Below are 24,697 nucleotides of genomic sequence, written 5' to 3'. Positions count from 1 at the left end.
GGTGCGGGGGGGTTCGCATGACGGGAGCTCTCCTACCGGATTCGGGTGGGTTTTTCCGGGCGACCACTCGCCGTTGAGCGGTTCGGGATCACCGGTGACCGGGCCGGGCGCGCGGGTGGCGGGCGCCCGGCCCGGCCGGCTCATGCGCCGGGCCAGCTCGCGTCGGGGAACTCGCCCGACGGGCCGCCCGACATGACCACCCGGTCCTGTTCACTCAGCCCCGAGGTGACCTGCACGTACTGGTCGCCGCGTACGCCCGTGCGGACGACCTTCGCCGAGTCCCTGCCGCCGGCGCGCACGGTGACGACCTGCGTCCCGTCGGGACGGCTGCGCACCGCGGACGCCGGCACATAGAGGGCGTCCCTGGCCTCGTCCGTGGTGATCGTCACCGACGCGGTCTGCCCGAGCATGAGCCGGGCGGGCGGCTTGTCGAAGGCCAGCGTCACCCCGTACCTGACCAGCCGGTCCGACACGGTGGCGGTCGGCGCGATGGCCGTGACCGTGCCCGTGTACCGCTCGCCCGCGCGGGTCGCCAGCGTGATCGCGGCGTGCTGGCCGACCTTCAGCCGGTTCACGTCGGACTCGGTGACCATGGCCTGGACCTGCAGCTCGTCCAGGTCGCCCAGGGTGATGAAGGTGCCGGTGCCCGCCTTGTCGCCGCTCGCGCCGGCGACCGACAGCACCGTGCCCGCCACCGGGGCGACGATCCTGGTCGCCCGTACGGCGTCCGCGGCCTGCTCGACGGCGGCCTCGGCGCGGTCCACGTTCACGGCGGCCTGCTCGGCGCTGAGCCCGCCCTTGCCCGTCGAGCCCTTGGTGCCGCCCGTCCTGGCCTGCCGGGTCCCGGTCCTGGCGCACTCGCCCGGCCTGGACGTCTTGGGCTGCCTCGCTACCGTCGGCCTCGCGGTGGTGGCGGGCTTCCTTGACGGCTTCGGGGAAGCGGTCGGCGAAGGCTCCGGGGTGTCGTCCACACCGACCATCCCCGGGGTGTCGTCACCAGGAAGGCCCCGCAAGCCGCCGCCGGACGGGTCAGGCGTGGGCACGGCGGGCGGGGGAGCAGCGGGGACGGTCGCGGTCACGGTCGCGGTGACCGTGGCCGTCACCGTGGCCGTCACCGTCGCGGTGGCCGTCGTGGTGGCCGTCGCGGTGACGGTGACGGTCGGCCGCGGCTCCGGGAGATCGGTCGGCTCAGGGGCGGGCGTGCGGGTCGGATGCGGGGTGAACGGCGCTTCGGGGCCGAGGACGGCACCGGCGGCGGGCACGCAGCCTGTCCCCGCGGTCCCGCCGCCGGTGGCTTCAGGGGCGGCCTCGGCGGCCGCGGTGGTCGCCGGGGCGCCGGTGGCTGATGAGGCTTGGTCCAGGGCCTCTTGGGCGGCGGCCAGGTCGGCCCTGGCCGCCTCGTACGCCTCCCGCGCCGCCCGCCCGTCGATCCTGGCCAGCACCTGGCCCTCGCGCACCCTGGCCCCGGCCTTGACGTACACCTTCGTCACCGTCCCAGCCGAGCCGAACGCCAGGTCGCGGCGGGAGCCGTCCACGGTGTTGCCCGCCGCGCTGACCGAGGCCGTGACCTGCCCGCGCTGCGCGGCGGCCAGCCGTACCTGGGCGGCCGGCCGGGGATCGTCGCGCGGCGCCAGCGCGAGGCCGGACCCGGCCACGAGCACGGCGAGCGCGAGCCCGCCCAGCACGAATCTCGGTCTCATGAGGGGACATCCTGGCCGAGCAGGTTGGCGGCAGCCTGCGCGCACCCTCAGAGTTTCCTGGACGCCGGATGGGCGCCGCCGCCGTCCAGCGAACGTTCAGCTTGCTCGCGGCTGCGTCGCAGCCTGGTGTGCGAGGGTCACCGCTCGTGAAGGTGTCGATCAGGCGCAGGGCGCTGTTGACCAACGGGGTGCTGACGGTGCTCCTGCTGGGCGGTGCCGGCCTCGTGTACGCGCAGCTCGGCACGGACCAGGCGGCGGGCGAGACGGCGGTGCGCACGGTGACAGCGGGACGCGGCTCGGTGACCGCGTCGGTGTCGGCGTCGGGCGCGGTGGAGAGCTCGCGGTCGCGCGCGCTGTCGTTCGGTACGAACGGGACCGTCGAGAAGATCTACGTCAAGGCCGGGGACAAGGTCGCCAAGGGCGACATCCTGGCCAGGCTGGACGACGCGGCGGCCCAGGAGAGCCTGACGGCGGCGAAGGCCGCGTACGACAGCGCCGTGTCGGACGGAACGGGCACGGCGCAGCTCTACGCCGCTTACATCAAGGCCCGCAACGCCTACCGCGAGGCCCAGCGCACGGTGGCGGCCACGGTCCTCAAGGCCCCGTTCAAGGGCACGATCACCGCGGTGAACGGCTCGGTGGGCGGCACGAGCACCGGCACCGGCACCGGCACCGGCACTGGCACCGGCAAGACACAGAACGGACAAGGGGCGGGCGCGAGCGTCGGCTTCATCGAGCTGGCCGACACCACGAAGCTCCAGCTCGTCGGCACCTTCACCGAGTCGGACGCGGGCCGGCTGAAGGAGGGCAGGCAGGCGGCGATCACGTTCGACGCGCTGCCCGGCGTGACCGCGACCGGCAAGGTGACGCAGATCGAGCCGGTCGCCGCCACCAGCGACAACGTCGTGCGCTACCCGGTGACGATCACGTTCACGAAAGTGCCGGACCAGGTCAGGCTGGGACAGACCGCCACGGTCGAGGTCGTCACCGGCCGGGCGGAGAACGTGGTCACCGTCCCCTCCACGGCGATCTCCACGAGCGGCGGCCGGACCACGGTCACCGTGCTGCGGGACGGCCGCCGGGTCAGGACCCCGGTCGAGGTCGGCGTCCAGGGCGCCGCGCTCACCGAGATCACCTCCGGCGTGTCCGAGGGGGACGAGATCGTGCCGCCGTCCACCCCGGCCACCGGCCAGGGGACCGGCGGCGGCCAGCGCTTCGGCGGCGGCTTCCCGGGCGGGGGCCGGCGGTGACAGCGGAGGGAAGGGCTGAGGGGACGGTCCCGGTCCTGCGGGTGCGGAACCTGGTCAAGGAGTACGGCGCGGGCGAGGCGAGGGTGCGCGCGCTGCGCGGCATCAGCCTGGACGTCGAGCGCGGCGACTACGTGGCCATCATGGGCGCGTCGGGCTCCGGCAAGTCCACGCTGATGAACATCCTCGGCTGCCTCGACGTCCCGACCTCGGGCACGTACCTGATCGACGGCGCCGACGTCGGCCACCTCGACGAGCACCGGCTCGCGCTGCTGCGCAACCGCCGCGTCGGCTTCGTCTTCCAGTCGTTCAACCTGATCCCGCGCATGAGCGCCCTCGCCAACGTGGAGCTGCCCCTCGTCTACGGCGGCGTGCGCCCGGCGGAGCGGCGCGCCCGCGCGCTGGCCGCGCTGGAGCAGGTCGGCCTGACCGACCGGGTGCACCACCAGCCGAACCAGCTCTCCGGCGGCCAGCAGCAGCGGGTCGCCGTGGCCAGAGCCCTGGTGACCGCGCCCGCGCTGCTGCTGGCGGACGAGCCGACCGGCAACCTCGACACCGCCTCGACCCGCGACGTCCTGGAGATCCTCGACCGGCTCAGCGCGTTGGGCCGCACGATCGTGCTCATCACCCACGAGGACGACGTGGCCGAGCACGCCAAGCGGGTGATCCGGCTGGTGGACGGCGAGATGGTGGACGACCGCCGTCAGGCTCCGGTGGACGGCCCGCCGCCCCGCCTGCTGGAGGCCGCCCCGTGAACCAGGTCGAGATCCTCCGCTTCGCCCTGCGCGGCCTGCTGGCCAACAAGATGCGCAGCGCGCTCACCACGCTCGGCATCCTCATCGGGGTGGCCGCCGTGATCATGCTGGTCGCCGTCGGCGAGGGCTCGTCACGCAGCATCCAGCAGAACATCCAGCGGCTCGGCGCGAACACGCTGACCATCTCGCCGTCCTTCTCCGGCGGCGGCGGTGGCGCCCAGCGTGGCCCTGGCAGGGGCGGCAACACCGGGCCGCGCACGCAGGCCAGGCAGCTCAGCCTGGCCGACGCCAAGGCGCTGGCGGACGCGACGCCGGCCCCGTCCGTGCGCAGCGTCTCGCCGGTGGTGACGATCTCGGCGGCCCCCGCCTCGTACGGCGCCGCCGCCCACCCGATCGCCCAGCTCGTCGGCACCTACCCGAGCTACTTCGAGGCCGTCAACAAGCCGGTCGCGAAGGGCGCCTACTTCTACAACGACGACGTACTGGCCGCCAGGAAGGTCATGGTGATCGGCCAGACCGTGGCGGACGAGCTGTTCGGCGCCGTCGACCCGATCGGCAGACAGGTGAGCGTGTCCGGGGTGCCGTTCACGGTGGTCGGGGTGCTCAAGGCGGCCGGGTCGAGCGGCGCGCAGGACGCCGACGACGTGGCCGTGGCGCCGCTGCCCGCCGTGCAGCAGAGCCTGAGCGGGTTCGGCTCGCTGGACCAGATCGTCGTGCAGGCGACGGGAGCGGGCACCACCTCGACGGCGCAGGCCGAGGTCACCGCTATCCTCAACCAACGACACGGCATCACGAACACCACCAACCCCGACTACCGCATCCTCAACCAGGCGACATTGCAGGAGACCGTCAGCGAGGCCACCGGCACCTTCACCGTGCTGCTCGCCGCGGTCGCCGCGATCTCGCTGCTCGTGGGCGGCATCGGCATCACCAACATCATGCTGGTGACGGTCACCGAGCGCACCCGCGAGATCGGCATCCGCAAGGCGCTGGGCGCGCCCAGGAGCGCCATCCTGGGCCAGTTCCTGATGGAGGCCACGCTGCTCAGCCTGGTCGGCGGCCTGTCGGGGGTGCTGGTGGCGTTCGCGGGGACCAGGTTCAGCATCGCCGGCATCGAGCCGGTCCTCGTGCCGTCGTCGGTCGCGCTGGCGCTGGGCGTCTCGGTGGGGATCGGGCTGTTCTTCGGCGGCTACCCGGCCAACCGGGCGGCCAAGCTCAGGCCGATCGAGGCCCTGCGCCACGAGTAAGGAGAGGGACATTGGACAAGCTGGACTCCTCGCCGTTCCCCGGCGACCTGCGGGAGGAGCTCGCCGTCCGGCCGGCGAGGGGCCTGTCGAAGGTCACGCTCGCGCTGGGCGCCGGGGTCGTGCTGGTGGCCGGGATCCTCGTCGGCATCCAGGCGCACAGCGCGTTCGGCTCGTCGGGCGGCTCGTCGGACCGGCCGCTGGACCGGCCGCTGGGCCGGTCGCTGGGCCGGTCGCTGGGCACGCCCCAGGCGGGCCCGTCACGACAGGCCGCGCCCGGCGAGCGGCCGGGCGGCATGGGCCGGGAGGGCCGCCGGCCGGGCGGCGCCGGCGGCGGCACGACCGGCACGGTCGAGAAGGTCGAGGACGGCACCGTGCACCTGAAGACCGTGACCGGCGAGAGCGTCACCGTCGCCACCACCGGCGAGACCACCGTGCAGATCTCCAAGCCGGGCAAGGTCGCCGACCTGAAGCCGGGCGCCACGGTCGTGGTGCGCGGCACGCCGGGCGAGGACGGCACGGTGACCGCCACCTCCATCACGCAGGGCGGCCCCGCCGCCCGGGGAGGCGGCCCGCGATGAGCGAACCAGAGGCCAGGCTGCTGGTGGTCGACGACGAGCCCAACATCAGGGAGTTGTTCTCGGCCAGCCTGCGCATGGCCGGGTTCGAGGTGCTGACGGCGGCCGACGGCAAGGAGGCGCTGCGGGTGGCCGAGGAGAGCACGCCTGACCTGGTGATGCTCGACGTGATGCTGCCCGATCTGGACGGCCTGGCGGTCGCGGGAAGGCTGCGGTCCCGCGGCCGCCGGGTTCCAGTGCTGTTCGTGACCGCCAAGGACACGCCCGAGGACCGCCTGGCCGGGCTGGGGCTCGGCGAGGACTACGTGACCAAGCCGTTCAGCCTGGAGGAGGTCATCGCGCGCATCAGGGCCGTGCTGCGCAGGACCCGCCGCGGCGCCCCGCCGCCGAACCGGTTCAGGGTCGCCGACGTTGAGCTGGACGACGAGACGCACGAGGTCTGGCGCGACGGCGTCCTCGTCCGGCTCTCGCCCACCGAGTTCCGCCTGCTGCGCTACTTCATGCTCAACGTCGGCCGGGTGCTGTCGAAGAAGCAGATCCTCGACCACGTCTGGAACGGCGACTGGCGCACCGACGTCGGGCTCGTCGAGTCGTACGTCTCCTACCTCCGCCGCAAGATCGACACCGGCGAGCAGAAATACCTGCACACCCTGCGCGGCGTCGGCTACATCCTGCGCCCGCCCCGCATATGAGGAAGATGCGCAAACACCTGTCCAGGGCGCCGCTCTGGCTGCGGCTCGTGTCGGCAACCCTGCTGCTGGTCACCCTCGCGATCACGCTCACCGGCCTGTTCGCCGTGCGGCTGCTGCGCAACTACCTCGTCGAACGCGTCGACCGCCAGCTCCACGTGGCCGCCGTGCCGCGCGAGACGCTGCCGCCGGTCGAGCCGCGCCCCGACGGGCGGCCGCAGCGCTTCTTCGGCCTGTTCCACGGCGTCGTCCTGGACCCGGGCGGCGAGCTGGTGCGCACCTTCAGCGAGTCCACCGAGGAGTACACGCCCGCCCTGCCCCGCCTGACCGGCCCCGAGGTGCGCGTCCGCGACGGGCGCCCCTTCACCGTCGAGTCGACCGTCGCGGGCGGCCCGAACTGGCGGGTCATCGCCGTGCCCACCCGCGCGGGCCAGACCAGGATGATGGCCATCAGCCTCGGCGAGGTGGACGCCACCGTCTCCCAGCTCGCCCTCATCGTGGCGGTGGGCGGCGGCGGCACGCTGGCCGTGCTCGGGCTCCTCTGCTATGGGCTGGTACGCAGGAGCCTGCGCCCGCTGGGCGAGATCGCGCGTACCGCGAACGACATCGCCGGCGGCGACCTGTCGCGCCGCGTGCCGCTCTGGGCCGGCACCACCGAGGTCGGCAAGCTCGGCCGCTCGCTCAACACCATGCTCGCCCGCATCGAGAGCGCGGTGCGCGAGCGCGAGGAGGCCGCCGAGTCGGCCCGCGCGTCCGCCACCGCCGCCCGCCGCTCGGAGGAGCTGATGCGCCGGTTCATGGCCGACGCCTCCCACGAGCTGCGCACGCCGCTCACCTCGATCAGGGGGTTCGCCGAGCTGTACCGGCTGGGGGAGACCAAGGACCTGGACGAGGCCGTACGGCTGCTCGGCCGCATCGAGGGCCAGGCCGCCAGGATGGGGCTGCTGGTGGAGGACATGCTGCTGCTGGCCAGGCTCGACCAGCGGCGCGAGCTGGCGATGCGGCCCGTGGACCTGCTGAGCCTGTGCGCCACCGCCGTCATCGACGCCCAGACCCTCGCCCCCGACCGGCGGATCGAGCTGGTACGCCTGTTCGGCGGCGACGGCGAGGTCGTCGTCACCGGCGACGAGACCCGGCTCGGGCAGGTGCTCAACAACCTCGTCACCAACGCGCTCACCCACACCCCGCCGGGCACCCCGTTCCAGGTGCGGGTGGGGGCCGACGGCGACCACGCCGTGGTGGAGGTGGCCGATGAGGGGCCGGGGTTCGCGCCCGAGGTGGCGGAGCGCGTGTTCGAACGCTTCTACCGGGCCGATCCGGCGCGCAGCGCGGGCGGGTCGGGGCTGGGGTTGTCGATCGCGGCGACGCTGGTGGAGGCGCACGGCGGGATCGTCATGGCCGAAGCGGAGCCGGGCAAGGGCGCGTTGTTCCGCGTCCTGCTGCCCCTCGACGCCCGCCCGCGCACCGGCGACGCCCGCCCCTGACCCCCTCCGGCTCTCGCCTGCCCCCAGGTCAGCCGAAGGCGTAGCCGTACAGGCCGGTGCCCTCGGCGAGGCGGCGGAGCTTGCCGAGCCTGACCCGGTCCGGGCCGCGCCGGCCCGGTGCGTACATGACCAGGCCCTGGTCGGGGGAGGCGATCACGAGCCCGTACACGGGACGGCGCTTCGCCGACAACGACCGGTACCGCTCCCATCCGGGCAGCGCCGACACCGACGCGCCGAAGTCCTGCCCCTTGCCCTTCACCAGCAGGTTCCCCTCGCGCGTCAGCCCGCCCGACCGGCGCCCGGCCAGCACCTGCACGGCCTTCTCTCCCGGCACGCCGATGGCCAGTTCGTCCACGCCGTCGCCGTTGAGGTCCGCGGCGGCGAGCGCCGTCCCGAACCGGTCGTAGTAGCGGGGGCGGCCGTCGAGGCTGTTCTGCGACCACGCCTCGGTCCTGTCCGTACGCAGCCCGCCGCCCGACCCGTAGAGCACGTCCACGACGCCGTCCCCGTAGTCCATGGCCCGCTGGTTCTCGGTGAGGCCCTCACCGGGCACGCCGACGGCGAGGTCGGCCCTGCCGTCGCCGTTGAAGTCGCCGGTGGCCAGGGCGGCGCCGAACCCGTCCCACTTCTCCTCGGCCCCATGGATGCCGGGCGTGGCCTGGGTGAGCAGGCGCGCCCGCCGCGCCCGTACGTCGACGACGGTGACCGAGCCCTGCCCGTCCTGCCGCACGCTGTCGGCGGGCGCCCCCACGACCAGCTCGTCCTTGCCGTCGCCGTCGAAGTCGCCGGTGGCCAGGGCGGCGCCCCACTGGTCGGTGACGGAGGCGCGCTGCCGTACCCAGGAGGTCTTCTGGCTGATCGCGACCGGCTTGCGGCCCTTGAGCCCGTACACCGTGACCTGGCCGCCCGAGCGGTGGCTGGGCGCGCCCACGACCAGCTCGTCCCTGCCGTCGCCGTCGAGGTCGCCGGCCGCCAGCGCCGCGCCGAACCGGTCGCTGGACGGCTTGGCCAGTGCCAGCTCCCGCCCCGGTACGAGCCCCCGAGGCGAGCCGTCGTACACCTGCACGACCCCGTTGCCGTCGCCGCCCGGCACCCGCTCGCCGGTGAACTCCTCCGACACCCCCACCGCCAGGTCGGCGCAGCGGTCCCCGTTGAAGTCGCCGACGGCCAGCGCCGACCCGAACGCGTCGCCCGGCTCCGCGCCGTCCTGGGTCAGCTCGGCGCGCTCACCCGACCCGTACATGACGGTCACGGAACCGGCCCTGTCGTGGGCGTAGGGGGCGGCCACGGCGAGGTCGGGGCGGCCGTCGGCGTCGAAGTCCAGCGGGTGCCCGCCGCACGCGCGGGCGGCGGCGGGAGCCGTACCTGTGGCGAGGGGAAGGACCAGGAGAGCGGCGAGCAGCGCGTTCATACCGCCAGTAAGACCAGACGGCGCGAATTGGGGCTTAACACCGCGAGAACGCGCCAGAAGGGCAGGATGCACATCCGTGTCCGGATCGCGCGGGCCCGTGACGGCAGGGGGTTCCGGTACGGCCGTCGATGGCCGGAGCGCCGTGGGACCGTGCCAGGATAGGATGGTGGACATCGACCTCGCTGATCTGGATTTCTGGCGCAAGCCGCTGAAAGAGCGGAATGAGGCTTTCGCCCGGCTCCGGCAACGGGAACACCCGGTGTTCTTCCCCGAGAAGAAGGTGCCGTTCCTGCGCTCCGGCAAGGGCTTCTACGCCCTCGTCCGCCACGCCGACGTCGTCGAGGCCAGCCGCAACGCGAAGGTCTTCTCCAGCGAGCCGGCCGTCACCAACCCCGAGCCGCCCGGCTGGGTCAAGCAGGTGTTCGGCGAGTCGATGGTCAACATGGACGACCCGCGCCACGCCCGCCTGCGCCGCATCGTGACCCGTTCGTTCAGCCCGAAGATGCTGGCCGGCCTGCAGAGCGACATCGAGGCCGCGTGCGCCCGCATCGTCGACGACGTCGTGAAGGACGGCCCGCGCGACTTCGTCTCCCAGGTGGCCGCCCGGCTGCCCATCCACGTCATCTGCGACATGCTCGACATCCCGCAGGAGCTGCGCGAGCAGGTGCACCGCCACGTCGACATCTCCACCGCCTACACCGGGGTGCGCCCCAGCCTGGCCCGTACCGTCCAGATGGCCGGCCAGAACATGATGGCGCTGTTCGCCCTCCAGCGCATGGTCATCAAGCTCGGCCACGAGCGCGCCGCCGCCCCCAAGGGCGACCTGGTGTCCCTGCTGGTCAACGCCAACCCCGACGGGGAGAAGCTCACCGACAAGGAGCTCGGCTCGTTCTTCTCGCTGCTGCTGGTGGCCGGCAACGAGACCGCGCGCAACACGATGGCCCACGGCATCAGGCTGCTCACCGAGCACCCCGCGCAGCGCGAGCTGCTCATGAGCGACTTCGACAGCCACGTCAACGGCGCCATCGAGGAGATGGTCCGCTACGTCTCGCCCATCATGCAGTTCCGCCGCACGGTCACCCAGGACTACTCGCTGCGCGGCCTGGAGCTGAAGAAGGGCGACAAGGTCGTGCTCTTCTACGGCTCCGCCAACCGCGACGAGACGGTCTTCCCCGACCCCGACACGTTCGACATCACCCGCGACACCAAGCCCCACGTCGGCTTCGGCGGCCCAGGCCCGCACTTCTGCCTGGGCGCCAACCTCGCGCGGCAGGAGATGCGGACGATGTTCCGCGAGCTGCTCACCCGGCTGCCGGGCATCCGCACGGTGGGTGAGCCCGAGCTGCTGTTGTCGAACTTCGACAACAGCGTCCGCAGCCAGCGCTTCACCTTCTAGCGCGGGGGGTCAGTCGGCGGCCAGCACGTTCGACCTGATCGTCACCCACGTGAGCACCGCCGCGACGACCATCATCGCCCCCGAGATCAGCATCGCCGTCCTGAACCCCGCGTCGAACACCGGCGGGTTCTGGAAGGCGTCGCCCACCAGCCCCACCAGCGGCGGCACCGCGGCCACCGCCAGCAGCCCGCCGGTACGCGCGACCGCGTTGTTGACACCGCTGGCCATGCCCGCGTGCCGCTCGTCGGCCGAGGCCAGCACGGTCGCGGTCAGCGGCGCGACCGTCGCCGACAGGCCCAGCCCGAACAAGGTGACCGCGGGCAGCACCTGGAAGGCGTAGGAGGCGCCGAACCCGATCGTGCTCATCGCCAGGAAGCCGCCGCCCGCCGCGAGCAGCCCGATCGTCATGGGGCGGCGCGGGCCGTACCGTTTGGCGAGCTCGCCGGCCCTGGCCGACAGCAGCATCATCAGGATCGTCGCCGGCAGCATCGCCATCCCGGCCGCGATGGGCGAGAACCCGGACACCACCTGGAGCTGCACCACCAGCAGGAAGAACACCACGCTCATGGCGGCGTACATGACGAGCGTCACGATGTTCACCGCCGTGAACACCCGGTCGCGGAAGATGCCCACCGGCACCAGCGCGGCCGGCGACCTGCGCACCTCGACGACCACGAACGCCGCCGCCAGCACCAGCCCTGCCACGAGCGGCACCGCCGCGCCCTTCTGGATCAGCCCGTACGTGATGCCGGCCAGCGCCAGCGCCGCCAGCACGGAACCGAGCACGTCGAACCGCCCTGCCGCCTCCTCGTCCCGGCTCTCCGGCACGTGCCGCAGCGTGACGATCACGATGAGCACCGCGAACGGCAGGTTGATGAGGAACGCCCACCGCCAGCCGGCCGCCTGCACCACCCAGCCGCCGAGCAGCGGCCCGACCGCGCTCGCCACGCCGCCCAGCCCGGACCACACGCCCACCGCGCGCGGCCGGTCGTGGCGCACGAAGCTGGCCTGGATGATCGCCAGCGACCCCGGCGTCAGCAGCGCCCCGCCGACACCCTGCAGGGCGCGCGCCGCGATGAGGGCCTCGATGTTCGGCGACAGGCCGCACAGCGCCGAGGCGATCGCGAACCAGACGACGCCGACCAGGAAGATCCGCCGTCGGCCGTACCGGTCACCGAGCGACCCGCCCAGGAGGATGAGCCCGGCCAGCGTCAGCGTGTACGCGTTGACCGTCCACTGCAGCCCGTCCATCTGCGCGCCGAGCTCGCGGCCGAGGAACGGCAACGCCACGTTCACCACCGTGCCGTCGAGCAGCGCCAGCCCCGACCCGAGCACCGTGGCCCCGAGAATCCACCGCCCCCGCGCCGACTTGACGGCGACCTGCCCGTTGACCTGCCCGTTGACCTGCCCGGCCGAATCACTCATGCGACCATGATCTCGCTGTCACCGAGGGGCCAAAGCCCTCAGGACGAACTCGGAGACCAGCTCCCCGGCCGCCTCCACCGTCACCTCACCACTGATCAGCGGCACCCGCTCAGCCCCGATGACCGCGAGCACCATCCGGGCGGTGGCCGCGACGTCGAGCACCCGGAACTCACCGGCCTCGACCCCGCTCTCCAGGATGTCCACCAGCACCCGCTGCATTGGCGCGACATGCTCGGCCAGCCGCTGGTAGGCATCGGGCCCCAGAGCCGCACTGAGATCAGCGGCTCCAGGATGCGGATGAGCAACGAGCCCGGCCAGCTGCAGCCGCACGAACCCCCGCAACCGCTCGGACGGCGACGCCCCGACCGGCAGCTCCCGCTCGTAACTCTCGATGAAGTAGTGCGTCACCCGCTCGGTGAAGGCCAGCAGCAGCGCCGCCTTGTCGGGAAAATAGTTGTACAGAACAGTCCGGGTGATCCCGGCCTCGTTGGCGACGTCGGTCATGGAGATCGCATCGATGCCCTGCACCCGCGACAGCCGCGACACGGCCTGCAGGATGCGGTCGCGCGTCTGAGCACGATGCTCACCGATGGTGGCGGCCTTGATCCGGGGCATACCCCCATCGTAGGCCGCCCCAAGCCCCCGCTCCCGCCCAACGCGGCCACCCATGACACGCGGAAACGACATAATGGATGAATCATTCATGCCTTTGACCGAATGATTCGTTCATGCGTTCATGGCGGGATCCGTACGCCTGACCGGGGTCAGGCGGCGGTTTTGACGAGGTGGCGGAGGTCGCTCAGGACTTCGGTGTTGAGCTGGTACGCCAGGCGGACCTCGGCGATCATGCGCTGCTGCTCGCGGTCGTCCAGATCCTGGCCGAGGGCGTCGAGGCGGGAGCGGTACTCCGTCTTGAAACGGGGGAGGCTGCCCAGGTCGTCGAAGATGTAGAAGTCGACGCCCCCGCCCTTGGCGTAGCCGTAGATCTTCTGCAGCTCCATGCGGATGAACTGGCCGCCGGACAGGTCGCCGAGGTAGCGGGTGTAGTGGTGGGCGACGTAGCCGCCCGGCCAGTCGGCGACCTGGTGGATGCGGGCCACGAGGGTGCGGGTGGCCTTCGACGGGGTGATGCGCTCGCGCCAGCCGGGGCCGTAGATGGTGGCGAGGTCGCGTTCGAGCGCCTGCTCGCGGTACAGCTCGGGGAAGACGAAGCGGCCCGCCACCGGGTGGCCGGCCAGCTCGCGGGAGACGCCGTCGAGCGCGGCGTACGCGAAGTAGTGCTGGGCCACCATCTCGCCGTAGTCGTGCTCGGTCAGGCGGCCGGCCATCAGCGCGGAGAGGTAGCCGTCGGACTCGGCGGACTCGTGGTCGGCCCACGTGGCGTTCCGCAGGGTTTCTGAGAAGGACGAGGTCACGGCCCACCTCTGCTCGTGCTGGTATTTCATGACGAAGTGTCACAAACGACGGCGGGCGGCGTCAAGCCGATGGCGACAGTGTGTCAGCAAAGCTTGCTCCCCTTCTCAGGTACCCCGGGAAAGGCCACGTCAAGACGGGCGTTCCGGGTAATGGCAGGCCGCGTAGTGCCCGGAGACGTCCTCCAGCACCGGCTCCACCTCCGCGCACCGGTCGGTGGCCTTCCAGCAGCGGGTGTGGAAGCGGCAGCCCGGGGGCGGCGCCACCGGGCTCGGCGGGTCGCCGGCCAGCATGATGCGGGAGCGGCCGCGCAGCGCCGGCTTCGGCACGGGCGCCGCCGACAGCAGCGCCATCGTGTACGGATGCGCCGGCGCCGAGTAGACGTCGGCCGCCGCGCCCAGCTCCGCCACCCGGCCCAGATACATCACGCCCACCCGGTGCGAGACGTGCCGGACCACGGCCAGGTCGTGCGCGATGAACACCAGGGCCACCCCGAGCGTACGCTGCAGCTCGGCGAAGAGGTTGACCACCTGCGCCTGCACCGACATGTCGAGCGCCGACACCGGCTCGTCGCAGACGATCACGTCGGGCTCGGTGGCCAGGGCGCGGGCGATGCCGATGCGCTGCCGCTGGCCGCCGGAGAACTCGTAAGGAAAGCGGCTCATCCGGTCGGGCGACAGGCCGACCAGGGTCAGCAGCTCGGCGACGCGGTCGCGCATGGCGCGGGAGTTCGGCGCGAGGCGGTGCACCCGCAGCGGCTCGGCCACGATGTCGTGCACGGTCATGCGCGGGTTGAGCGAGGTCAGCGGGTCCTGGAAGACCATCTGGACGCGGCGCCTGATGTCGCGCGGCACGCCGCCCCTGGTGAAGAACGGCCGGCCGCGGAAGGTGACCTCGCCCTGGTCGGGGCGTTCCAGGCCGACGAGCATCCGGGCCAGGGTGGACTTCCCGCAGCCGGACTCGCCGACGATGCCCAGCGTCTCGCCGGGGTGGAGGTCGAGGTCCACGCCGGCCACCGCGCGTACGGCGCCGCCCCTGGACAGCAGGCCGCCGCGGTACGTCTTGTGCAGGTTCGTGGCCCGCAGCACCGGCTCGCCCCGCTGTTCGAGGGGCTTGGGGGCGGCGTCAGGTGAGAGCGCCATCGAGCATCTCCTCCGCGTGGTGGCAGGCGACGGAACGGTCAGAGCCGGGCAGGACGGTCAGCGGCGGCCGGGTCGTGCCGCACACCTCGCTCGCCCGCGCGCACCGCGGCGCGAACGAGCAGCCCGGCGGCACCTCGGCGGGGCTGGGCGGCGCGCCGGGAATGGCGCGCAGCTCCGAGGCCGGGCTGTCCAGGTCGGGGATGGCGGCGAGCAGCGCCTCCGTGTACGGGTGCGCGGGCCGGTCGTACAGCTCGCCGACCTCGCCGCGTTCCACGATGCGCCCGGCGTACATGACCGCGATCCGGTCGCTGACCTCGGCCGCGACGCCGAGGTCGTGCGTGATGAGCAGGACCGCGGTGCCGAGCTCGCGCCGCAGCCGGTCGATGAGCTCCAGGATCTGCGCCTGGACGGTCACGTCGAGCGCGGTCGTCGGCTCGTCGGCGATGATCAGGTCCGGTTCGAGCGCCACCGCCATGGCGACGAGGATGCGCTGCCGCATGCCGCCGGAGAACTGGTGCGGGTAGTCGTCGATGCGCTTGGCGGCGGCGGGGATGCCGACCAGGTCGAGCATCTCGATCGAGCGGGCCCGTGCCTCCTTGCGTGACAGGCGGCGGTGCACGCGGTACAGCTCGCCGATCTGGTCGCCGATGCTGAGCACGGGGTTGAGTGCGGACAGCGCGTCCTGGAAGACCAGCGTCATCTCGCTGCCGCGCAGGGCTCTGAGCTGCTCGGCGTTCATGGCGAGCAGGTCGCGTCCGCCGAGCCTGGCCGTCTCGAAGCGTACGTGGGCGTTCGGCTGGTCGAGCAGCCCCATGACGGCTTTGGCGGTGACGGATTTGCCCGAGCCCGACTCGCCGAGCAGCGCGAGCGTCTGGCCGCGCTCGATGGTCAGGTCCACCCCGCGGACCGCCGGGATCTCGCGTCCCTGGGCGGTGAAGGTGACGTGGAGGCCGCGGATCTCCAGGGCCGGTGGTTCGCTCACCGCACCCCCTTCTCGATTGTGACGAATGCTGGCGCTGACTGGACTTCTGTTGCCGAAAAACAACTCGGATATTGTCTTTAGCGCCTGATCCTGGCAAACTTCCGGCAATCGGACAAGAGGGGATACCAGATGCTGGAAGCTGCGAAGAGCTACAAGGGCTACCGTTCGTACGAATACTTGGAGGAGGGCGTCGACTACCGGCACTTCGACCTGGCGCCTGAGATCGGCCGCGTCCCCGCGTACCAGGGCCCCGAGCTCACCACCGAGCAGACCGAGCGCGTCCGCCGCCTGCTCACCGACAGCCTGGTCGTCTCCCTGCACGACCACCCGTCGATCTTCCCCGACGACATCAGCCAGACCGTCGACTACAACAGGACCGCCCGCCACCGCACCGGCTACGAGGGCCTGGCCCGCTCCGGCATGACGGTCGTCTTCGACAACCTCATGGACGGCACCTGCTGCGTCACCAGCCAGGCCGGCTGGAAGTGGAACGACGTGATCGCCGACATCGGCATGCGCCTGTCGGACATCGCCCACCAGGACTACCTCATCAAGGTCGAGCGCCTGGCCGACGTGCACGAGGCGCACAGCAGCGGCCGCATGGGCCTCGTGCTCGCCCTGGAGGCGGCCACGATGATCGAGAACGAGGTCGACAGGATCGACATGCTGTACGGCTTCGGCGTACGGCAGATGGGCATCGCCTACAGCGAGGCCAACACGCTCGGCAGCGGCCTGAAGGAGCGCGGCGACGGCGGCCTGACCCTGTTCGGCGAGAGAGCCGTACGCCGCATGAACAAGCTCGGCATCGCCATCGACGTCTCCCACTCCGGCGACCAGACCTCGCTCGACACGATCAAGCACTCCACCAAGCCGATCCTCATCACCCACGCCGGCGCCCGCTCGGTCTGGCCCACGAACCGCATGAAGCCGGACTCCGTCATCAAGGCGGCGGCCGAGCGCGGCGGCGTCATCGGCCTGGAGGCGGCCCCGCACACCACGCTGTCGCCCGACCACCCCAGGCACACCCTGGAGTCGGTCATGGACCACTTCACGTACTGTGTGGACCTGGTCGGCATCGACCACGTGGCCTTCGGCCCCGACACGTTGTTCGGCGACCACGTCGGGCTGCACGAGACGTTCGCCGACCACCTGTCGATCAGGGAGGCGCACGCCGGGATCGACTACGACAAGGTCGCGTACGTGGACGGCCTGGAGAACCCGGCCGAATGCTTCTGGAACATCATCTCCTGGCTCGTCGCCCACGGATACTCCGACGACGAGATCACCAAGGTCGTCGGCGGCAACGTCATGCGGGTGCTGGAAGAGGTCTGGATCTGATGAGACGTGTCACCCTCGCCGCGGCGCTGGCCGCCGCACTTACCGCCATCTCCGCCTGCGCCCCGAGCGTCCCCGGCCAGTCGGGCTCCTCGTCGTCCGCCGAGCAGGACGCCCCGGCCTCGGCCGACCGGCTGACCATCGGCACGACCGCCGACGTCGTCAACTACAACCCGCTGGTCGGCAACAGCCGTACGGACTCCTGGGTCACCAGCCTCATGTACCCGCACCTCATGCAGATGGACGAGGCCGGCAAGCGCACGCCGTACCTGGCGACCGAGTGGTCGTACGCGGAGGACGGCAAGAGCGCCACCGTCAAGCTGCGCGACGACATGAAGTGGTCCGACGGCAAGCCGGTCAGCGCCGACGACGTGGTGTTCGCGGTGACCGCGGTGCAGAAGGAGAAGTTCGGCGTCGTCGCGGGGCTCATCACCGCCCTCGACGAGGCCGAGGCCGTCTCGCCCACCGAGGTGCGCTTCAAGCTGAGCCGCCCCGACGGGACGTTCCTCGACAACGTCGGCTTCTGGCTGCCGATCGTGCCCAAGCACGTGTTCGAGAAGGCGCCGAGCGTGCAGAAGTTCGCCAACGACAAGGACTGGGTGAGCGCGGGGCCGTACAAGCTGACCAAGGTCGAGCGCGGCCAGCGCTACATCATGGACCGCGTCGACGACTTCGGACCCGGCCAGCCGACCGTCAAGCAGGTCGTCTTCCGCGTCTTCCCCGACGTCAACACCGAGGTGCTGGCGCTGCGCAACGGCGAGATCGACATGATCGGCAACGTGCTGCCGCCCGCCACCGCGGCCGAGCTGAAGAACGACGCCAAGGTCAAGCTGCAGGAGATCCCGTCGCTCGGCTGGGCCCACCTGCAGTACAACACCAAGCGCAAGCCGCTGGACGACGTCCGCGTGCGGCAGGCGCTGGCCCACGCCGTGGACTACGAGGCCATCAGGAACATCGCGCTCAAGGGCTTCGCCAAGTCCTCCAACTCCAGCGTCCTGACCCCGACGCTGCCCGACTACGCCGACCCGAGCTCGAAGGAGTACGCCTTCGACCCCGAGCAGTCCAAGAAGCTGCTGGCCCAGGCCGGGCAGACGAACCTGAAGCTCGGCATGATCTACGACCAGGCCGACCCGAACATCGCCCGCTGGGCGCCCATGGTGCGCGACGCGGCGAAGAAGGCCGGGATCACGATCGAGCTGCAGGGCCTGGAGCGCAACACCTACCTCGACAAGACGACCAAGCGGGACTTCGACATCTACGCCGGGTCGTGGGCGGTCATGGACAACCCGCCCGCCAACCTGGGGCTGGCCTTCAAGAGCGGCGGGTTCATCAACTACGCCCAGGTCGAGGACCCCAAGCTGGACGACCTCATCGACAAGGCGCAGCGCGCGCTGACCGTCGAGGAGGCCAGGACCCCGATCCAGGAGGCCGCCCGCATCATCCACGACCAGGTCTACGACAACGTCCTGTACGTGGAGACGTTCAACATCGCGTACTCCGCGAAGTGGACCGGCTTCAAGCCGATGCCGAGCGAGCTGCTGTCCATCCTCAACCCGCTCTCCCTCGCCTCGGCGAAGCCGGCCGGATGATCGCATGAGGTTCATCGGCCTCCGGCTGGCCCGCGGCCTGCTCACCCTGTGGTTCGCGGTCACGGTGACGTTCTTCCTGGTCCGCCTGCTGCCGGGCGACCCGGTGCTGGCCGTGGCCGACCCGAACATGACCGAGGAGCTGCGCCAGAAGCTGCTCGCGGACTTCGGCCTGGACAAACCCCTCGCCGCACAGTACGTCGACTACCTCGGCCAGCTCCTGCACGGCAACCTCGGCATGTCGTTCCGCCAGTCGGTCCCCGTGACGACCGTGCTGATGGAACGGCTGCCGTGGACGCTGATCCTCACCATCTCGGCCATGGCGGTGACGATCGTGCTGGGCATCCCGCTCGGCGTGCTCGCCGCCACCAGGGCCAAGGGCTGGCTCGACCGCGTCATCCAGCTCACCGGCGTCACCGCGCAGTCGCTGTTCGTGCCCAGCGTCGGCATCTTCCTCATGTACGTGCTGGGCGTCTGGCTCGGCTGGTTCCCCATCGGCGGCGCGGTGGACCTCGACGCCACCGGCATCGGCGCCACCGTCAGCATGGTGCACCACCTGGTGCTGCCCTGCCTGTCGCTGGTGCTCATCCAGCTCGGCGGCTACGTGCTGACCATGCGGACCACGCTCATCGACGCGCTCGGCGAGGACTACGTCTCGCTGGCCAAGGCCAAGGGCGTACGGCCCGGCAAGGTCGTGTGGAAGCACGCGCTGCGCAACGCGCTGCTGCCCACCACGACCATCGCCGGCCTGCAGCTCGGCACCCTGGTCGGCGGCGCGGTGCTGACCGAGACCATCTACGCCTACCCGGGCATCGGCCGCGCCATCTACGAGGCGGTCGGCCAGCTCGACTTCCCCGTGCTGCAGGGCGCGTTCGTGCTGCTGGCGGCCGCCGTCGTGGTGGCCAACCTGATCACGGACGTGGCCTACGGCATCCTCGACCCGAGAGTGCGCACCTCATGACCGCCATCGCAGCGGAGCTCACCCCCCGCGCGCGGACCTGGAGTTCCTTCCGCCGCAACCCGCTCGGCATGGCCAGCGCCGTCGTGCTGCTCCTCATGCTCCTGGTCGCGATCTTCGCGCCGCTCATCGCGCCCTTCCCCGAAGGGTACGGCGCCGACACCTCCCAGCCACCGTCCGCGGCCCACTGGTTCGGCACCGACGACATCGGCCAGGACGTGTTCGCCCAGGTCGTCTGGGGTACGCGGGTCAGCATGGCGGTCGGGGTCAGCGCCTCGGTCCTCGCCATCGTCATCGGCCTGCTCATCGGCGTCAGCGCCGCGTACTTCCGCCGCCTGGACACCCCGCTCGGCGTCCTGGTCGACCTGTCGCTGTCGCTGCCCGTGCTGCCGCTGATGATCCTGGTCGCGGCGCTGGCCGGGCCCAGCGTGCGCACGCTGGCCGTGGTGATCGCGCTGTTCAGCTGGCCCGAGGTGGCCCGCGTGGTGCGCTCGCAGGCGCTGGCGATCGTGCCCATGCCGTTCGTGTCGGCGGCCAAGGTCGTCGGCGGCTCGTCGCTGTGGATCGTGCGCAAACACCTGCTGCCCGGCGTCGTCCCCGTCGTCGGCGTGTCCGTCGTGCTCACCACCTCCCGCGCCGTGCTGTCGGAGGCCGGGCTGTCCTTCCTGGGCCTGGGCGACCCCAACAGCTGGTCGTGGGGCACGATCCTGCACAAGGCGCAGCAGTCGGGCGCGCTCGCCTCCGCCTGGTGGACCACGCTGTTCCCGTCGCTGGCGATCCTGCTGCTGGTCCTGTCCACGACGCTGCTGTCCGTGGCCTACAACGACGCCCGCAACCACAGGAGCGACACATGACCTTCTCCCAGAAGCTGCCCGCCTCCTTCTACGCGGGCGCCCTCGACCGGGTACGCGCCCGCATGGCCGCGGACGGGCTGTCGGCGCTCCTGCTCGACGATCCGCTCGACGTCGCCTACCTCACCGGGTTCCACCACTTCCCGAACGAGCGGCCGGTCGCCTGCTGGCTGCCGCTCGACGGCGACCCGGTGCTGCTGGTGCCCGACCTCGAACGCGAGTACGCCGCCGACCAGGACGCCAGGGCCGAGATCCGCGCCTACCCCGAGTTCCCCGGCGTGCGCTCGCCGTTCGCGGTGCTCGCCGCGCACGTACCGGCCCCCGCCACGGCCGCCTACGCGCCCTCCACCTCCATCGGCCGTACGGCGGCGCTCGCGGCGGCGTTCCCCGGGACCCGGTGGAGCGTCTCCGACGCCGTCGGCCAGGTGCGGCTGCGCAAGCTCCCCGAGGAGATCGCGCTGCACGAGGAGGCCGCCCGCATCGCCGACCGGATGATCGAGGCCGGCGTCGAGCTGGTCAGGCAGGCCGTCGAGGACGGCGGCGAACTGCCCACCGAGACCGAGCTGGCCGGGCACGTCATCGCCTACGGCTCCCGCCTCATGTACGCCTCCCACGAGGACGTCGTGGTCGTCCCCATGCTGACCGGCGGCCTCGTCTACGGCGGCCCCAACTCCGCCCAGCCCCACCGCCTGCCCGGCGGCGACCGGCTCAAGGCGGGGGAGACGTTCATGCTCTCCCTCGGCTGCGCCGTCGGCGGCCGGTTCGTCGAGAGCGAGCGCACGTTCGTCATCGGCGAGCCCACCCCCGAGCAGGCCCGCTACTACGAGGCCGTACGCGAGGCGCAGGAGATCGGCACCGAGGCGCTCGTCCCCGGCGCCACCTGCGAGGAGGTCAACCGCCGCTGCCTGGCCGTCATCGAGGAGGCCGGCTACGGCGAGCACCTGCGCCACCGCCAGGGGCACGGCATCGGGCTCGGCTTCCACGAGCCGCCGTGGCTGTCCGACGGCGACGCCACCGAACTCGCCCCCGGCATGATCCTGTCCAGCGAGCCCGGCGTCTACGTGCCGGGCCACGCCGGCTACCGCATCTCCGACACCGTGCTCGTCACCGCGTCGGGGCCACGCCGGCTCACCGCGTACCCCCGAGAGCTCACCGACATCGTCATCTGACGGTCATCCGAGAGGACCCCTGTGCACGTCGACATCAACGGCAACCGCCTCAACGTCGAAATACTCGGCGACGGCGAGAACGTCGTCATCGCCCACCACGGCGCCCCAGGCCTCGGCTCGCTCGCCGAGCCCAAGGCCGGCTTCGGCCGCCTCGCCGACGCCTACCGGGTGGTCGTCTTCGACGCCAGAGGCTCCGGCGCGAGCGGCCTGACCGGGCCGTTCACCCACGAGCAGTGGGTGGCCGACGTCGAGGCGCTGCGCGAGTGGATCGGCGCCGAGCAGGTCGTCATCGCCGGCGGCTCGTACGGCGGCTTCATCGCCATGGAGTACGCCGCCCGCCACCCCGACCGCGTCTCCGCCGTCGTGCTGCGCGACACCTCGGCCGACAACGGCAACCAGGACCTCGCCATCCGCAACGCCGCCGCCTCCTCCCGCGTGGCGATCGACCGCGACAAGCTCGACCGCATCATGGCGGGCACCGTGCGCGACGACGACGACCTGCGCGACTGCTGGCGGGAGATCCTCCCCCTGTACGACCACGACTACGACCCCGCCAAGGTCGAGCAGCGCGTGGCCGCCACCCCGTACCACTACGAGACGCACAACTACGCCTTCGCTTACAACCAGCCGAACTACGACATCAAGCACCTGCTGCCCGGTATCACCGCGCCGACCCTCATCACCGTCGGCCGGCACGACTGGATCACGCCGCCCGAGTGCAGCGAGACCATCGCCCGCCTCATCCCCGGCTCCGAGCTGCGGATCTTCGAGAAGTCCGGCCACTCGCCGCAGGTCGAGGAGGCCGAGCTGTGGGAGGCCACCGTCCGCGACTTCCTCGCCCGGGCCCTGACCGGTGGCTCAGGACAGGTGCGAGAACGGCCCTGATCGCGCGATGATGCCCCCGATGGAAGATCTCGACGACCTCGACCGCAAGATCCTCGCCGCGCTCCACGTGAACGGCCGGGCGAGCTGGACCGACATCGCCCAGCTCATCGGCACCTCCACCACGACGGTGGCGCGGCGGGCCCAGCACCTGTTCGGCGCCGGCCTGGCCCGGGTCGCGGTGCTGCCGCACCTGGAGCACGAAGGGCCGGTCCACGTGTTCCTCGTCCGGCTGACCTGCGCGCCCGGCAGCCAGCTCAGGGTGGCGGGGCTGCTCGCCGCCAACCCCGACATCCGGTACGTCACCATCGTCACCGGGGGCTACGACATCGTGTTCGAGCTGGTCGCGCCCAAGCACCGCGACCTCTACTCGATGCTGGTCGACTTCGTCCAGACCATCCCGGGGGCGCAGCAGAGCAACGCCGACCTGGTGCTGCACACGTACAAGGTGAGCTACGACTGGAGCGCGCCCCTGCTCGGGCCCCAGGCGGCCGCGTTCGCCACGCCCAGGCCGCTCCACACCTGCGAGCGCGGGCACCTCGACGACGTCGACCGCGAGGTGCTGGCCGCGCTGCGCGACGACGGCCGGGCCGGTTTCCAGTCCGTCGGCCGCCGCGTCGGCATCAGCGAGAGCACCGCAAGGCGGCGCCTGGAGGCCATGCTCGACCGGGGGTGCGCCAGCGTCACCGCGTTCATCCCGGCCGCCGCGCTCGGCTACGAGGCCGAGATCCTGTTCTGGCTGTCGGTCGAGCCGAGCATGCAGGACAGCGTGGCCGAGCGGCTGTCCGGCGAGCGCGGCGTCCGCATGATCGCGTCCGTGCTGGGGCAGGCCTCGCTCATCTGCGAGGTCATCGTCCCCACCACCGCCGACCTCCACCACTTCACCTCCCGCACCCTGGCCTCCGTACCGGGCATCCAGTCGTGGACGGCCGGGGTGCAGGTGCTGACGGTCAAGCGCGGCTTCCTCATGGTCCCGTGGGCCGAGAACCGCATCGCCGCCGCCCTGGTGAACTGACCCGCGTGGGGGCGCTCCGGCTCCTCCCGGCGGTCAGCGGGTATAGCGGTGTTTGGCACCTGGAGGGAAGTACTCCGGGTCGCCGGCCTCCCGCAACCGGACGAACGGGCGCTGCCGGTCAGCCGGCACGTAGGCGGCGAACTCGCTGTTCAGCCGGAGCAGCTGACCCAGGATCGCCTCGCCCGCCGCGTCGGCGAACTCGTCCGACGGCCGCTCGCCCGGCATCAGCTCCACCGTGACCGTCAGGAACCGGTCGCGCCGCTCGTCCTCGCCCACCTCCACCACGAACTTGCCGGTCACCGCCCCGCTCACCTCCGGCTGCTCCAGACCGACCGCGACGTTCTCCGGGTAGACGTTCGCGCCGTAGAAGGAGACCGTGAAGTGGCTGCGGCCGAACACGTACGCGAACGGCCGCTCCGGGCCGCTCACCGACGGCGTGAACCCACGCTCCCCGACGAACGACAGGAGCCTGTCGTACGGCAGCACGCCACCCTCATCCGCGATGTGATACCGGATCAGCGGCACACCGTTGTCCCCCGAGAACAGCAGCGTCCCCTCGTGCTCCTCGAAGTACCGCACCCCGGGGTCGTACTGGACGAGGGTCGGCAACCGCGACTCGCCGAACAACTCCCGCGCCGTCTCCGGCCTGGCCGCCAGGAACCGCCGGATTTCCGCCGACAGCGGCGTCTCGTTGCCCAGGACGCCCGCGTCGGCGGTGCCGTACAGGGAGGCGATGCCCCGCAACGGGTCGGCGATGCCCGCCCGCTCGGCCACCAGCGCCCGCCACTCCTCGCTGAACACCTCGCCCGCCGTCACCAGCTTGAGGTCCCACGCGTGCCACGGCAGGTCCTCGGTGTCGATCACGTTCTTGAGAAACGGCGGGTAACCCAGCAGCACGACCTGGTCGAAGTGCGGGGCCAGCTCGGGCAGCACCCGCCGGATCTCCCGCCGGTCGGTCCCCGGCGCCACCACCGTGACCGGATAGCCGCGCTCGGCCAGATGCCGGCAGCAGCTCACCGTGAACAGCCCGCCCACCCAGGTGCCGAGAGCGAAGCACACGACCGCCAGCGTCCGCCGCTCCCGCGCACCGAACGCGTCGAACACCTCCGCGAACCGATCCGCGATCACCCGCTCATCCGCCACCGACCGCGGCCAGAACGACGGCTCCCCGGTGGACCCCGACGACACCGCGATCATGTCCCCGATCACCCCGCCCCTGCACAGATCGGGGAGTGGATACCGACGGGTATAACCATCCTTGGTCGTCATCGGCAACGCCGCGAACGCGGTCGGCGTCGTCACCTTCGCCGGATCGACGTGATGCTCGGCAAGAAACGCGCCGTAGGCAGGCACGGTGGCCGCCACCTGATGAAAAAGCTCAACAGGATCCACCCGCCGACTGTACGACCTGACCCCGCCCTGGAAAACACCCGAC

Annotated in this window: 22 protein-coding genes; 14 read left to right on the top strand and 8 right to left on the bottom strand. The window is 71.6% G+C overall.

Annotation, left to right across the window (positions count from 1 at the left end; genetic code table 11):
* Window positions 1-140 precede the first annotated feature (140 nt).
* Window positions 141-1,700 carry an efflux RND transporter periplasmic adaptor subunit gene (locus AB0K12_RS47270; RefSeq protein ID WP_364575722.1) on the bottom strand — a complete coding sequence of 520 codons (1,560 nt, stop codon included), beginning with the start codon at window positions 1,698-1,700 and terminating at the stop codon, window positions 141-143.
* A gap of 146 nt (window positions 1,701-1,846) precedes the next feature.
* On the opposite strand from AB0K12_RS47270, the gene AB0K12_RS47265 reads away from it, so the two are divergent.
* From AB0K12_RS47265 to AB0K12_RS47240, 6 genes are read left to right on the top strand one after another with little or no spacing between them, the layout of a single operon-like run.
* Complete coding sequence (locus AB0K12_RS47265; RefSeq protein ID WP_364575720.1) at window positions 1,847-2,950, top strand: biotin/lipoyl-binding protein; 1,104 nt, start codon at window positions 1,847-1,849, stop codon at window positions 2,948-2,950.
* Window positions 2,947-3,702 (top strand): ABC transporter ATP-binding protein, encoded by a 756-nt coding sequence (locus AB0K12_RS47260; protein WP_364575718.1) that lies wholly within the window; start codon window positions 2,947-2,949, stop codon window positions 3,700-3,702. The genes AB0K12_RS47265 and AB0K12_RS47260 overlap by 4 nt, the downstream gene beginning before the upstream one ends.
* A complete protein-coding gene (locus AB0K12_RS47255; RefSeq protein WP_364575716.1) occupies window positions 3,699-4,949 on the top strand; it encodes an ABC transporter permease in 1,251 nt (416 codons plus the stop codon). The genes AB0K12_RS47260 and AB0K12_RS47255 overlap by 4 nt, the downstream gene beginning before the upstream one ends.
* 11 nt (window positions 4,950-4,960) lie before the next feature.
* On the top strand, window positions 4,961-5,527 hold the full coding sequence (locus AB0K12_RS47250; RefSeq protein WP_364575714.1) for a hypothetical protein: 567 nt from the start codon (window positions 4,961-4,963) through the stop codon (window positions 5,525-5,527).
* A complete protein-coding gene (locus AB0K12_RS47245) occupies window positions 5,524-6,216 on the top strand; it encodes a response regulator transcription factor (protein ID WP_364575712.1) in 693 nt (230 codons plus the stop codon). Before AB0K12_RS47250 ends, AB0K12_RS47245 begins: the two co-directional genes overlap by 4 nt.
* 5 nt (window positions 6,217-6,221) lie before the next feature.
* Window positions 6,222-7,697 carry a HAMP domain-containing sensor histidine kinase gene (locus tag AB0K12_RS47240; RefSeq protein ID WP_364575710.1) on the top strand — a complete coding sequence of 492 codons (1,476 nt, stop codon included), beginning with the start codon at window positions 6,222-6,224 and terminating at the stop codon, window positions 7,695-7,697.
* Between the two features lie 28 nt (window positions 7,698-7,725).
* On the opposite strand, the gene AB0K12_RS47235 is transcribed toward AB0K12_RS47240, so the two are convergent.
* On the bottom strand, window positions 7,726-9,108 hold the full coding sequence (locus AB0K12_RS47235; protein ID WP_364575708.1) for an FG-GAP and VCBS repeat-containing protein: 1,383 nt from the start codon (window positions 9,106-9,108) through the stop codon (window positions 7,726-7,728).
* A 163-nt stretch (window positions 9,109-9,271) separates the two neighbouring features.
* Here AB0K12_RS47235 and AB0K12_RS47230 point away from each other — a divergent pair, with 163 nt between their 5' ends.
* Entirely contained in the window at window positions 9,272-10,504 is a 1,233-nt protein-coding gene (locus AB0K12_RS47230; RefSeq protein WP_364575706.1) for a cytochrome P450, read from the top strand.
* Between the two features lie 9 nt (window positions 10,505-10,513).
* Here the strand turns inward: AB0K12_RS47230 and AB0K12_RS47225 are convergent, their stop codons facing one another.
* From AB0K12_RS47225 to AB0K12_RS47205, 5 genes are all read right to left on the bottom strand, one after another.
* A complete protein-coding gene (locus AB0K12_RS47225) occupies window positions 10,514-11,929 on the bottom strand; it encodes an MFS transporter (RefSeq protein ID WP_364575704.1) in 1,416 nt (471 codons plus the stop codon).
* A gap of 18 nt (window positions 11,930-11,947) precedes the next feature.
* A complete protein-coding gene (locus tag AB0K12_RS47220) occupies window positions 11,948-12,544 on the bottom strand; it encodes a TetR/AcrR family transcriptional regulator (protein ID WP_364575702.1) in 597 nt (198 codons plus the stop codon).
* 149 nt (window positions 12,545-12,693) lie between these two features.
* Complete coding sequence (locus AB0K12_RS47215; RefSeq protein ID WP_364575700.1) at window positions 12,694-13,374, bottom strand: biliverdin-producing heme oxygenase; 681 nt, start codon at window positions 13,372-13,374, stop codon at window positions 12,694-12,696.
* Window positions 13,375-13,473: 99 nt separating this feature from the next.
* The gene (locus tag AB0K12_RS47210; RefSeq protein WP_364366573.1) at window positions 13,474-14,484 is read right to left on the bottom strand and encodes an oligopeptide/dipeptide ABC transporter ATP-binding protein; all 1,011 of its coding nucleotides are present in this window, start codon (window positions 14,482-14,484) and stop codon (window positions 13,474-13,476) included.
* Window positions 14,468-15,466, bottom strand: coding sequence for an ABC transporter ATP-binding protein (locus AB0K12_RS47205; protein ID WP_364575697.1), 999 nt, complete (start codon window positions 15,464-15,466; stop codon window positions 14,468-14,470). Before AB0K12_RS47205 ends, AB0K12_RS47210 begins: the two co-directional genes overlap by 17 nt.
* A gap of 129 nt (window positions 15,467-15,595) precedes the next feature.
* Here AB0K12_RS47205 and AB0K12_RS47200 point away from each other — a divergent pair, with 129 nt between their 5' ends.
* From AB0K12_RS47200 to AB0K12_RS47170, 7 genes are read left to right on the top strand one after another with little or no spacing between them, the layout of a single operon-like run.
* Window positions 15,596-16,804 carry a membrane dipeptidase gene (locus AB0K12_RS47200; protein WP_364575695.1) on the top strand — a complete coding sequence of 403 codons (1,209 nt, stop codon included), beginning with the start codon at window positions 15,596-15,598 and terminating at the stop codon, window positions 16,802-16,804.
* Entirely contained in the window at window positions 16,804-18,390 is a 1,587-nt protein-coding gene (locus tag AB0K12_RS47195) for an ABC transporter substrate-binding protein (RefSeq protein ID WP_364575693.1), read from the top strand. The genes AB0K12_RS47200 and AB0K12_RS47195 overlap by 1 nt, the downstream gene beginning before the upstream one ends.
* A gap of 4 nt (window positions 18,391-18,394) precedes the next feature.
* Entirely contained in the window at window positions 18,395-19,348 is a 954-nt protein-coding gene (locus AB0K12_RS47190) for an ABC transporter permease (protein WP_345402048.1), read from the top strand.
* A complete protein-coding gene (locus tag AB0K12_RS47185) occupies window positions 19,345-20,199 on the top strand; it encodes an ABC transporter permease (protein ID WP_345402051.1) in 855 nt (284 codons plus the stop codon). The genes AB0K12_RS47190 and AB0K12_RS47185 overlap by 4 nt, the downstream gene beginning before the upstream one ends.
* The gene (locus AB0K12_RS47180; protein ID WP_364575690.1) at window positions 20,196-21,365 is read left to right on the top strand and encodes a Xaa-Pro peptidase family protein; all 1,170 of its coding nucleotides are present in this window, start codon (window positions 20,196-20,198) and stop codon (window positions 21,363-21,365) included. Before AB0K12_RS47185 ends, AB0K12_RS47180 begins: the two co-directional genes overlap by 4 nt.
* Before the next feature lie 21 nt (window positions 21,366-21,386).
* Window positions 21,387-22,250 (top strand): alpha/beta hydrolase, encoded by an 864-nt coding sequence (locus AB0K12_RS47175; protein WP_364575688.1) that lies wholly within the window; start codon window positions 21,387-21,389, stop codon window positions 22,248-22,250.
* 19 nt (window positions 22,251-22,269) lie between these two features.
* Entirely contained in the window at window positions 22,270-23,262 is a 993-nt protein-coding gene (locus tag AB0K12_RS47170) for an Lrp/AsnC family transcriptional regulator (RefSeq protein WP_364575686.1), read from the top strand.
* A 33-nt stretch (window positions 23,263-23,295) separates the two neighbouring features.
* Here the strand turns inward: AB0K12_RS47170 and AB0K12_RS47165 are convergent, their stop codons facing one another.
* Entirely contained in the window at window positions 23,296-24,654 is a 1,359-nt protein-coding gene (locus tag AB0K12_RS47165; RefSeq protein WP_364575684.1) for a phenylacetate--CoA ligase family protein, read from the bottom strand.
* Window positions 24,655-24,697 lie beyond the last annotated feature (43 nt).

The organism is Nonomuraea sp. NPDC049419, assembly GCF_040676995.1.
Taxonomy (GTDB): domain Bacteria; phylum Actinomycetota; class Actinomycetes; order Streptosporangiales; family Streptosporangiaceae; genus Nonomuraea; species Nonomuraea salmonea.
This window is presented reverse-complemented; position numbering and strand designations above follow the sequence as displayed.